Annotated in this window: 8 protein-coding genes; 1 reads left to right on the top strand and 7 read right to left on the bottom strand. The window is 64.8% G+C overall.

The window, feature by feature from the left end; all coding sequences use genetic code 11:
- Positions 1–121: 121 nt before the first annotated feature.
- The 7 genes from A462_RS31655 to A462_RS31685 all read right to left on the bottom strand — a co-directional run bounded on the left by A462_RS31655 (position 122) and on the right by A462_RS31685 (position 9,123).
- Positions 122–1,264: an LLM class flavin-dependent oxidoreductase gene (locus A462_RS31655; RefSeq protein ID WP_003218626.1), complete on the bottom strand. Its 1,143-nt coding sequence runs from the start codon at positions 1,262–1,264 to the stop codon at positions 122–124.
- Positions 1,254–2,246: an LLM class flavin-dependent oxidoreductase gene (locus tag A462_RS31660; protein WP_003218624.1), complete on the bottom strand. Its 993-nt coding sequence runs from the start codon at positions 2,244–2,246 to the stop codon at positions 1,254–1,256. The genes A462_RS31655 and A462_RS31660 overlap by 11 nt, the downstream gene beginning before the upstream one ends.
- 159 nt (positions 2,247–2,405) lie before the next feature.
- Positions 2,406–3,392: an LLM class flavin-dependent oxidoreductase gene (locus A462_RS31665; protein WP_008430352.1), complete on the bottom strand. Its 987-nt coding sequence runs from the start codon at positions 3,390–3,392 to the stop codon at positions 2,406–2,408.
- Positions 3,389–4,378, bottom strand: coding sequence for an LLM class flavin-dependent oxidoreductase (locus tag A462_RS31670; RefSeq protein ID WP_008430349.1), 990 nt, complete (start codon positions 4,376–4,378; stop codon positions 3,389–3,391). Before A462_RS31670 ends, A462_RS31665 begins: the two co-directional genes overlap by 4 nt.
- Positions 4,375–5,292, bottom strand: a complete 918-nt coding sequence (locus tag A462_RS31675; RefSeq protein WP_008430348.1) for a 5'/3'-nucleotidase SurE — start codon at positions 5,290–5,292, stop codon at positions 4,375–4,377. The genes A462_RS31670 and A462_RS31675 overlap by 4 nt, the downstream gene beginning before the upstream one ends.
- Positions 5,289–6,626: an LLM class flavin-dependent oxidoreductase gene (locus A462_RS31680; RefSeq protein ID WP_008430347.1), complete on the bottom strand. Its 1,338-nt coding sequence runs from the start codon at positions 6,624–6,626 to the stop codon at positions 5,289–5,291. The genes A462_RS31675 and A462_RS31680 overlap by 4 nt, the downstream gene beginning before the upstream one ends.
- 58 nt (positions 6,627–6,684) lie before the next feature.
- Entirely contained in the window at positions 6,685–9,123 is a 2,439-nt protein-coding gene (locus A462_RS31685) for a TonB-dependent receptor plug domain-containing protein (protein ID WP_008430345.1), read from the bottom strand.
- Positions 9,124–9,429: 306 nt separating this feature from the next.
- On the opposite strand from A462_RS31685, the gene A462_RS31690 reads away from it, so the two are divergent.
- Positions 9,430–10,422: a P1 family peptidase gene (locus A462_RS31690; protein ID WP_003218615.1), complete on the top strand. Its 993-nt coding sequence runs from the start codon at positions 9,430–9,432 to the stop codon at positions 10,420–10,422.
- Positions 10,423–10,771 lie beyond the last annotated feature (349 nt).

Raw genomic sequence — 10,771 nt, 5'->3', positions numbered from 1 at the left:
TARGCGAGGTGCCGAGTGGTGGGGCAAGAGCGTTTTGCTTACTTTTGCGCTKTTCAAAAGTGAGCCGCTGTAAGAGCGGAACCAATATCAGCCATAACCGAAGAAACGGATATGTACTCAATCAACCCCGACCCACCTCAACATCCCTCCCCGAAGCCCCAATCCTGCGCAACAAAGGCAACACCTCCGCCCCCACATGAATCGACTCTTCCAGATGCGGAAACCCCGAGAGAATAAAGCTGTCCACCCCAAGCTGGTGATACTCCTCGATCCGCTCCGCCACCCGCTCATAACTCCCCACCAGCGCGGTCCCGGCCCCGCCCCGTACCAGGCCCACACCGGCCCAGAGGTTGGCCGAAACCTCCAGCTCCCGCGCCCCACGCCCACGGCCTTTCATCAACTCGGTCTGGCGACTCTGCCCCACCGATTCATACTTGGCCATCTGCCGCTGCGCCTGGTCAATGGCGTCCTTGGGTATCTCCTCCAACAGCCGCTCCACATGCGCCCAGGCCGCCTCGTCAGTGCGATCGGCAAAGATGTGCAAGCGCAACCCAAAGCGCAACGTCCGCCCCTGCATCGCGGCCAACTCACGCATCCGCAGCACCCGCTCGGCAATCATCGCCGGCGGCTCACACCACATCAGGTACGTCTGCCCATGGGCAGCCCCCACCTGCTCGGCAGCCTCGGAGGCGCCCCCAAAATAGATCGCCGGCACCTCGGCCCCAGGCGCCACCGGCGTGTTGATCCCACTGCGGTAGTAGCGCCCCGGATGCGCCGGCTGCTTGCCAGCCCACACCGCCTGGAACACCTGCAAAAACTCCGCAGTACGCGCATAACGCTCATCGTGTTCGAGAAAGTCCCCCAACGAACGCTGCTCAAAACGGCTGGACCCCGTCACCACATGCAACGCCAGGCGATTCTCGCTGAGCAATTGCAAGGTCGCCGCACGGTGGGCGGTATAGGCCGGCAGCTCCATGCCTGGTCGCAACGTCAGGAGGAATTTAAGCCGCCGAACCTCCTGGGCCAGCACCGCGGTAATCAGCCACGGATCCTCGAAACCGCTGGCGGTGGGCACCATGATTCCGTCGAACCCGGCCTGTTCGGTAGCCCGCACGATCTGGCGCAGGTAATCGAGGGTGGGGGCACGTTCGCCTTGCTGGAACAGCCCGACCTTGGGCAGGCCGCTGCTGGTGAGGTGGCGACCGTCGCCATTGGTGGGCAGGAACCAGTCGAGCTGGATCGGGGGGCGAACCTCAGTGTTCATGGTGCAGGCGCTCCTTGCGCAGGCCGTGTTGAAAAAGCAGCGGCAGGATCTGTTCACCAAAGCGCAGCACTTCGCCGACCGCCGGGCCGCCTTGCAGGATGATGTGGCCAAGGCCCAGGCCGTGCAGTTCCTGCAGGCGCGTGGCGATTTGGCGGGGCGTGCCCACCAGGATCAACGGTTGGCCAGGGTGCAGTTGCAGCAGGTTCGGGTGGATCTCCCACTGGCGCAACGGGTGACGGTCGCGGGGCACGGTGGCGATGCGGTGGTTGGGCAGGTCCTGGGTCGGCAGCAGGGCGGCGGCGGTTTCCCAGGCCAGGTCCTCGCTGTCGCCGATGACCAGGCCGAAGGTACAGGCAAAGGCCAGGCCCGGCTGAAGCTGGCGCCAGCGTTGTATTTCCTGGTCCAGCCACTGCGGATGCCCAGGCCGCAACAGGCAGACCTGGGCGTGGCCAGCCACCAGCGCGTGGCTTTGGCTGTCGTCCAGCACCAGTGGCGGCGCGGGCAGTTCGCGGCGGGCGACGCCGGCGTTTTCCAGTTGGAAATAGCGGCCTTGATAATCCAGGCCGCCGTCATTCGGTGCCAGCAGTTGTTGGAGAATCTCCAGGTATTCGCCGATGCGTTCGCTGCGCTGGTCGCGGTTCAGCCATTCGCCAAACGCACTGCGCAGGCTGCCTTGTTCGCCGTCGGGCAAGTGCAGGCGCACCCGGTGGCTGCTGATCGATTGCAGGCTTTGCAGGGTGGTGGCCAGGGCCGCCGGCAGCATGACTTCCGGCGGTACGCTCACCGACAATTGCACCCGGCGGGTGTGGGCGCACAACGCCGCCGCCACCCCGAGGCTGTCGGCACACAGCGCGCCGCCGGGGATCCACAGGCCGTCGATGCCGGCGTATTCCACCGCCTGGGCCAGCTGGATCCACTGCCCCGGCCGCGCCGCCCAGTCGGGGGTACAGAGGGGCATCAACCAACTGAATTCAAGGGGCATACACGGGCTCCATAGTTTGGCATCAGCATCACGCGTCGTCGTAGCAGCTGTCGAGCCCCGGCGAGGCTGCGTTCGCGGTGTATCTGGCACACCGCTACGCAGCCTCGTTTCACTCGACAGCTGCTACGGGAGCTGACGCTTTCAGGGCGTTTGATCATCCTACTCTCGTCCTCGCCATCCGAGGGCCGGGGCGATGTCCCGGGCGATGATTTCCAGGCGCTTGAGGATCTGCGCCTGGGTCGAGCTTTCGGCCTGGACCACGGCGATCACGTAGTCAGCATAGGGCAGCAGGGACGGGTCCTGTTGCAGGCTGGCGATCACTTCGTCGGGATGGCCGTGGTGCACGTTCATCAGGCGCAGGTGCTCCTGCAGGTCCACGGCTTGATCGATCAGGCCTTCGCGTTGCAGGCGCGGGATGTGGCGCTCGATATCCACCGCCAGTTCCGCTTGGGCACTGGCGCGATCCGCTGCCGGGAAAATTGCCCGCACCACGCCGATTCTCGGTGGGCGATCGGTGCGGGTCCAGGCATTCAAGTAGGCATCGGCCAGGGGTTTTTGCACCGTCAGCGGATCGTGGGTGGCGGTGCCCAGCAGCAAGCCGTTGCCCTGGCTGGCGGTGTATGCCGCGCCTTCGAGGCTGCCGTGGGAGTGCCACAAGCGGCTGCTCAAGCCGGTTGCTGGCGGTTGCAGGGTCAGCGCGCTGTGGGGCGTCAACGGCTCGCCGTCGAGTAACTGCTGGACCTGCTGCTGGTGGTCGCTGAAATCGACCTGGCGTTGCACGGCATCACGGCCAAACGCGCTGAAATTGTCGAGGTTGGCGCCGCCGCTGCCCAGGCCCAATTGCACCCGGCCGCCGCTGAGGGCATCGAGCACACTGGCGTCTTCCGCCAGGCGGATCGGGTCTTCGAAAGGCAGCACGATCACCCCGGTGCCCAGTTCGATATGCCGGGTTCGCTCGGCCACCGCCGCCAGCAATACCAGCGGCGACGGCAGCCGGCCGAAGCCGTTGCTCAGGTGGTGCTGGGCAATCCAGCCACCGTCGAAACCGAGGGCCTCGGCGACTTCGAATTGTTCGATCAGGTCGCGGTAGACCTGCTGTGGATCGTCGCCAAAGGCGTGGCTGAGAAAGCCCAGTTTGAAGCTCATGTCAGGGTTCCTTGGGGCAGTGTCGGTTGCCAGCCGAGGGCCGGGGCGATCTGTTCGCGGATGATTTCCAGGGCACGGATCGCCTCCCGCAGCGGGGTGCTGGCGGTCTGTACTTGCAGCACCAGGTGGTCGTTGGCCGTCAGTCTCGGCCCTTGCTGCAACTGCTCGATGATCTGCTCGACCGGGCCGTGCAGGATGCCGAGGCGCCTGAGGGTGGCGTCGAAATCATCATCCACCGGCGCCTTGTACACGCCGATGCTCTGTTGGCGTTGCACGTAGGCCTGGATATCGTTGCGCGTGGCGGCGTCCGGGTTCGGGATCAGCGCCTGTACCCGGGTGACACGGGGCGGGGTGCCCTTGTCACCGGTCCAGGCGTTGCGATAGCGCTTGACCAGTTCTACCCCGGCTTCGGGCGGCAGGTGCGGGTTGGGCGCCATGATCAGGCCGTGGCCGCGCTCGGCCACCCGTTCCACCCGTGAGGTGGCTTCCCAGATTCGCTGCCCAAGGCCGGCTGCCCGTGGCAACAGGCGCGAGCCGCTGTCGGTCAGGGGGGCGTTGCCCAGGGCATGGATCAACTGTTGCAGGTGCTGCTCATAATCGCGGTGGCGCGCCTCAGGTTCACGACCGAATGCGGTGAACGTGTCGGGATCAAAACCCGCACCCAGGCCCAGCTCCAGCCGGCCATTGCTCAACAGGTCCAGCACCGAGGCGTCTTCCGCCAGGCGCAGCGGCGCTTCCTGGGGCAACACGATAATCCCGGTGCCCAGGCTGATCCGCCGGGTGCGCTGGGCGATGGCGGCAAGCAATACCAGGGGCGAGGGCAGGCGGCCGTTTTCGCTGGCGAAGTGGTGCTGCGCCACCCAGCCACTGTCAAAGCCCAGCTCTTCGGCGACCTTGAACAACTCCACGGTGTCGCGGTAGACCTTGGGCTCGAAGCCGGGGCTGTAGACCCGGCTGAGAAACCCCAGGGAAAAACGCGAACTCATGGCTGCACCTCGCGGGCCAGTTGTTTTTGCAACGCGGGGCCGGCGTTGATCGACTCCGGCAGGCCGCTGAACGGGCTGATGGTCAGGTAACCCTTGTTGAGCCATACCGCCTCATCCTGCTTCTGCTGCTCGGCGGTGGCGGCGGGGCTGTACTGGAAGCCGATGCCGGGTTTGCCTGGCAGTTTGAATTGCTTGAGGTCGTCGGTGTACACCGCTTCAAAGCCCACGTAGCTGCCGATGCGGGTGAGTTTCACGCCCTTGATCTGTGGGTCTTTTGGCAGGTTGATATTCAGGCCCAGGCCCTTGGGCAAGAGCGCGCCGTCGGGCTGGCGATGCTGGTCCAGGGCATTGACCAGCTTCGCCACCAGTTGCGCCGCGCGTTGTGGGTCTGCCTCCTTCAAATCGGTGCTGACTGCCAGCGCCGGAATGCCCGCCTGCACCGCGACACTGGCGACGTTGAACGTGCCGGAAGCGCTGTTGATCGCCCCCAGGTTATTACCGGGGTTGGGGCCGACGATCACCAGGTCGGGGTGGGGCATGACTTTTTTCAGGCCCATCAGCAGGGCCATTACCGGCGTACCGCTGATTTCGATCTGCACGTCTTTGCCGGCGCATTCGGGGCTCTGGCACACGCCGTTTTCAGTGGTGCTGATGTAGTAACTGTCGGGGTAGGCCGGGTCGTCGTCATGGCCAACGGTGACTTCGCGACCAAAGAAAAACGCACCGCCCCGTGCGCTCTGGTCGGCCTGCGGTGCGGCAATCCGCACCGTATGCCCCTGGGCCTTGAGCTCGGTGTACAGGGCGCGAATATTGGGGTGCTGATAACCGTCGTCGTTGCTCAGCAAAATGTTCAGGGCAAAGGCCTTCGAGACGAACAGGCTGCCGACTGCCAGCATCCATGCGCTGCGCTTCATGGTGTGACTCCCTGGGTAAAGCGATTGGCCGGGCGCGGCAGGCCGAGGTTTTCCCGCAGGGTGGTGCCTTCGTATTCGGTGCGGAACAGCCCGCGTTGCTGCAGCAGTGGAATCACCTGCTCGACGAACAGGTCGATGCCGCCCGGGAAGTACGGGAAGAACACGTTAAACCCGTCACAGGCACGGGCTTCGAACCACTGCTCGAAGAAGTCGGCAATGTCTTCGGCGGTGCCGATTACCGGGTTGCCGGCGGTCAGGTGCAGGTACAGCTGGCGGATGCTCAGGTTCTGGCTGCGGGCCAGTTCCAGCAGTTTGTCGCGACGGCTGCCGCGCTGGCCTACCGGGGTTTCCGGCAGCGGGCCGTCGAGGTCGTAGCCCGACAGGTCGATGTCATCGCCCAGGGTGTCGGCCAGGAAGCGCAGGCCCAGCACCGGGTCCACCAGGGCCTGGAACTCTTCGAACAGCGCCTGGGCCTGTTCGCGGGTTTCGCCGATAAACGGTGTGACACCGGGCAGGATCTTGATGTGGTCGGGGTCACGGCCAAAGGCGGCGGCGCGTTGCTTGATGTCTTGATAGAAAGCCTGGGCGCCGGCCAGGTCATGGTTGACCGCAAAAATCAGCTCGGCAACGCGGGCGGCGAGGGCCTTGCCGGGTTCCGACGCACCGGCCTGCACCAGAACCGGATGGCCCTGTGGAGGGCGGGCGACGTTGAGTGGGCCACGTACGGAAAAATGTTCGCCGCGATGATTCAGGGTGTGCAGTTTGGCCGGGTCGAAATACTCCCCGCTGGCCTTGTCGCGGGTGAAGGCGTCGTCGTCCCAGCTGTCCCACAGGCCCTTGACCACATCGTGGAATTCTTCGGCGCGCTGGTAGCGGTCGCCATGGTCGATATGGGTTTCGCGGCCGAAGTTCCAGGCCTCATCCGAGACCACCGAGGTCACCAGGTTCCAGGCGGCGCGCCCCTTGGACAGATGATCGAGGGAGGCGAACTTGCGGGCGATATGGTACGGCTCGTTGTAGCTGGTGGTGGCGGTGGCGATCAGGCCGATGTTGCTGGTGACGGCTGCCAAAGCGGCCATCAGGGTCAAGGGTTCGAAGTGTTCGGCGCGGGCAGTGCGGCTGAGGGCGTCATGATGATGGCCCCACAGGGCGACCACGTCGGCGACGAACAAGGCGTCGAATTTGCCGCGCTCGGCGGTTTGCGCGATGTGTTTGAAGTGCTCGAAATCCAGGCTGGCATCCGCCTGGGCCAGGGGATGGCGCCAGGCCGATACATGGTGGCCGCTGTTGGCCAGGAAGGCCCCCAGCTTGAGTTGATCGGTACGTCGGGTCATGGGCAGGCTCCCGCAAAAGGTCAGGCGCAGGGCCGGCGAACCGGCCCCGCGGGCTGGGTCAGAAGGCGTACGTCACGCCGGTGTACCAATAGCCACCGGTGGTGCCGTAAGGCGAAAAGGTACCGTACGGGAAGCCGCCGGAACTGCTTACCAGGTCGGTGCGTTTCGGGTACTTGTTGAACAGGTTGTTGGCCCCCGCATTCAGGGTCACGGCCTTGGTCAGGTGGTAGTCGATGTTCAGGTCAGTGATCCAGGTCGGCGCGAAGTTGCGGTCGTAGATCTCGGCGGTGCCGTACTCGGTGTAGGAGCCGTAGCGGGTCAGGTTGAGGCTGGTTTCAACCTTGTCGTAGGTCCAGGTGGTGCCCAGCAGCAGCTTGGATTGCGGCAAGCCGTACTTGAGGTTGCCCTGGCGCTGGCGGTCATAGCCACCGTCCGGGCCGAGGGCCTGGGCGGCCACGGTCGAGGCGTGGATCGAGTCGATCTGGGTGGTGTTCCAGTTGAAGCCGGCGCTGTATTTCAGGCTGCCATAGGCACCGATGTCCTGGCGGTAGTCGCCCACCAGGTCAACGCCGCGGGTGGTGGTGTCGAGGGCGTTGGTGAAGTAGGTCACCGCCTGGTTCGGGTTGAGCCCGGCGGCGGCGAGGATCGCGCTGATTTGCGGCGTGCCGCCCAGGTAACCGGTCTGGGCGATGCGGTCCTTGATCACGATCTGGTAGGCATCCAGGGTGATGTTGGTGTTGTCAGTGGGTTGCAGGGTCAGCCCGACGCTGTAGTTGGTCGACTTTTCAGGCTTGAGGGTGGTCGCGCCCAGGGCCTTGGCCACATCGGAGTTCACCGCCACGTTGCGGTAGTCGAACAGTTGCCCGTTGACGCTGGTTTGCGAGGTGGAGCTGTAGATCTGCTGGGCCAGGGACGGTGCGCGGAACCCGGTGCTGACGGTGCCGCGCAAGGCCAGGATCGGGGTCAGCTGGTAGCGGGTGGAGAACTTGCCGTTGGTGGTGGTGCCCGAGCCGTCGTTGTAGTGCTCGTAGCGCCCGGCCAGGTCCACGTGCCATTTGTCGGTGAGGTCCTGGCCGATCTCGCCGTAGCCCGCGAGGCTGATGCGGCTTTTTTCGGCGGCGTCGGCCGGGGTGGTACCGGCACCGGAAATGGTCCCGGGTGGAATGATCGCGCCGTTGGCACCGGTGTCGAACGGCCCGCTGGCGTAGGAGGCGAGGTCACCCTTGCCGATCTTGTAGTCTTCGTAGCGCTGTTCCAGGCCCCAGGAAATCTGCGTCGGCTTGTACAGGCCGAGGTCGAAGGCGCGGGTCAGGTCGAGGTTGTTGGTCCATTGGCTGAAGGTTTTTACGCCGGTGTCGACCGAGGTCGGTGAGTTCGGGCCGTAGCTCAGGTTGTAGGTGTCGGTGAGGGTGGCCCGGGCATGGTCCTGGCCGTAGGTGCTCGACAGGTCATAGTCCCAGCCGGCGGCCTGGCCCTTGCCGCCAAACGCCACCTGGAAGTCGTCTTCGATGAAGCGCAGGTTGTCTTCGATACCTTCCGGGTACGGGGTCTGGATGCCGTTGAACGACGGCGGCTGGTGGAATGCCAGGGGCTTTTCCGAGTTGCGGTGGGTGTAGGTTGAGAACGAGTACAGGGTCAGCGCGTCGGCGACCGGCAGCTCGGCGTTGTAGCCGAGGCTGAAGTTCTTCGCCTCGGGCAAGCCGGTGCCGTAGTAGGTGTGGCGTTGGCTGGTGTTGCCGGCACTGTCGGTGTACGGCGCCGCATCGGAACGGTCCGAGACGTCCTGTTTCTTCACGTCCAGGGCGAGGTTGATGAAACCGTCGTTGGGCAGGGCCAGGCCGACATTGCCGGTTTGACGCACGGTTTCGCCGTCGCCGTTTTCATAGTTCTGGCCGTAGGTGGTGGACAAGCTGCCGCCGTGGTCGGTTTGCTTGAGCACGATGTTGATCACGCCGCCGATGGCGTCCGACCCGTATTGCGCCGAGGCGCCGTCACGCAGGACTTCGATGTGATCCACCAGGGCGGTGGGGATCATGTCCAGGTCCACCGGTTGCGAGCCGGAGTTGAGGGAGGTGGCGTTGTTCAGCAGCGCGCTGTTGTGGCGGCGCTTGCCGTTGACCAGCACCAGCACCTGGTCGCCGTTCAAGCCGCGCAGGCTGATGGGGCGCACGATCGAGGTCGAACCGAAGCCCGACGAGGCCGGCTGGTTGAGGGACGGCAGCACCTTGCTCAAGGCACGGGTCAGGTCGCCCTGGCCGGTGGCGAGCAACTGCTTGGAAGAAATCACGTCCACCGGCGCCGGGCTGTCGGCCAGGGTGCGGGCCTGGCCACGGTTGCCGATGACCACGACGGTGTCCAGGGGGTTATCGCTGGCCGGGGCGTCGGCGGCGAGGGTCAGGCTGCTGTAGCTGACGGCCTCGCACACGGCGAGGAACAACAGGGTATGGGCGAAAGCCTTGCCGGGTTGGCGGCGGCCTGCGGCGCGTGATGGATTCATGATGTGCAACACTCCAGTGTGGTTAGGCAACGGGCCTTGTTCGAGGACGGCTTGTTAAGTTCAAGCTCTGGTGGAGGCAGGAGAGCAAAGGCTGTGCCATCGCTGAAAAGTCTTGGATAACAAGGAGTTGTTGGAGGGTTTGCGGGGCGGGTGGTGTTTTTCTAACAGGCGGGAGGGCAGGGTGTTGGTTTTTGTGCAGGGGATTTTTTCGCGAAGCTGCTTGCGTACGCTGGGCCGGGGGAGCGCCTCCTTGGCACACCCCTTGCTCTCCCCACGCCATACCTAAACCCAAGGAAGCTTTTCTGTATGCCTAGACCTGGCCCGCGCAACGCCCTCACTGATATTCCCGGCCTGGAGGTTGGCCACGCCACAGACCTGTACGCCGACACCGGCGTCACGGTGATCCGCCCGGATGGTTTCTGGACTGCCAGTATCGACATTCGCGGTGGAGGCCCAGGTGGTCGCGAAACCGCGGCGCTGGAGCCGGAGAACATGGTGGGCCAGCTGCACGCGCTGGTGTTTGCCGGTGGCTCGGTGTTTGGCCTGGCGGCGGCGGATGCGGTGGCGGCGAAGTTGTCCCAGGACCAGGTGGGGTTGCATTTGAAGCCGGGTGCGCCGGCGATTCCTATCGTGCCGGCGGCGGTGTTGCATGATTTGGCGAATGGCGGGGACAAGGATTGGGGCCTGGAGCCACCTTACCGGCGGCTGGGGTTTGAGGCGCTGGCCAATGCCGGTCCGGAGTTTGAGCTGGGCTCTGTCGGGGCCGGGCGTGGGGCCATGGCCGGGGTGCTGAAAGGCGGGCTGGGGACGGCGTCCCTGGATTTGGGCGATGGGTTGGTGGTTGCCGCGTTGGTGGTGGCTAACCCGATTGGTTCGGTCTACATGCCGGATGGCGAGACGTTCTGGGCGTGGCCCTGGGAGGTGGCGGGGGAGTTTGGTGGGGCGCGGCCGGTGACGGAGATGGATTGCAGTGATCCGATGCCGGAGTTGTCGCGGCTGGATTCCATGGGGCGTCTGCAAGCGGGGGCCAATACCACGCTGGTGGTGGTGGCGAGTACGGCGCGGTTGACGGTGGCGGAGTGCAAGCGGGTGGCGATCATGGCGCAGGACGGGATTGCCCGGGCGGTGCGGCCGGCGCATTTGCCGTTTGATGGGGATACGGTTTTTGCGTTGGCTTCGGGGGCAGTGGAGGTGGCGGATGGGCCTCGGCGGCAGGTGGAGATTGGGCGGATTGGGTCGGCGGCGGCTGATTGTGTGGCTCGGTCGATTGCTCGGGGGGTGTTTGCTGCGCGGGGTTAGGGGTGGGTGTATATCCGTTATTTGGGTAACGGCGGCTTATGGTTTCGCTCTTACAGCGAGTCACTTTGCAAAAGCGGCAAAGTAACCAAAGCGCTCTGCCCCGCCTGTCGGCGCCTCGCTRKGGCTCGGCGTTCCCTCACTCCGGCACCGCGAAGCGGGCCGCCGCGACGGGCCATCCATGGCCCGGYGCGGCTAAACCGGCGTCCTGCCGGTTTACCCGCTGCGCAATACCTGCGCTCGGCCTCGGGCTTATTGGGGCAGTCAGATCAAAATCAAAAGCACAGCGGCCTCCCGGCCGGCTTGAGTGTTAAAAGCATAAGCAAAGACCAGAGCGAAAACAGATCTGCTT

This window comes from Pseudomonas sp. Ag1 (assembly GCF_000278565.1).
Classification (GTDB): Bacteria; Pseudomonadota; Gammaproteobacteria; order Pseudomonadales; family Pseudomonadaceae; genus Aquipseudomonas.
The sequence above is the reverse complement of the archived record's forward strand: the minus strand, read 5'-3'. Positions and strand labels throughout refer to the sequence as shown.

What these genes read in the sequence shown, in the direction of transcription:
- A462_RS31690 (WP_003218615.1), top strand. Translation starts at nt 9,430, where the DNA reads ATGCCTAGACCTGGCCCGCGCAACGCCCTCACTGATATTCCCGGCCTG.
- A462_RS31680 (WP_008430347.1), bottom strand. Translation starts at nt 6,626, where the DNA reads ATGACCCGACGTACCGATCAACTCAAGCTGGGGGCCTTCCTGGCCAAC.
- A462_RS31665 (WP_008430352.1), bottom strand. Translation starts at nt 3,392, where the DNA reads ATGAGCTTCAAACTGGGCTTTCTCAGCCACGCCTTTGGCGACGATCCA.
- A462_RS31685 (WP_008430345.1), bottom strand. Translation starts at nt 9,123, where the DNA reads ATGAATCCATCACGCGCCGCAGGCCGCCGCCAACCCGGCAAGGCTTTC.
- A462_RS31660 (WP_003218624.1), bottom strand. Translation starts at nt 2,246, where the DNA reads ATGCCCCTTGAATTCAGTTGGTTGATGCCCCTCTGTACCCCCGACTGG.
- A462_RS31675 (WP_008430348.1), bottom strand. Translation starts at nt 5,292, where the DNA reads ATGAAGCGCAGCGCATGGATGCTGGCAGTCGGCAGCCTGTTCGTCTCG.
- A462_RS31655 (WP_003218626.1), bottom strand. Translation starts at nt 1,264, where the DNA reads ATGAACACTGAGGTTCGCCCCCCGATCCAGCTCGACTGGTTCCTGCCC.
- A462_RS31670 (WP_008430349.1), bottom strand. Translation starts at nt 4,378, where the DNA reads ATGAGTTCGCGTTTTTCCCTGGGGTTTCTCAGCCGGGTCTACAGCCCC.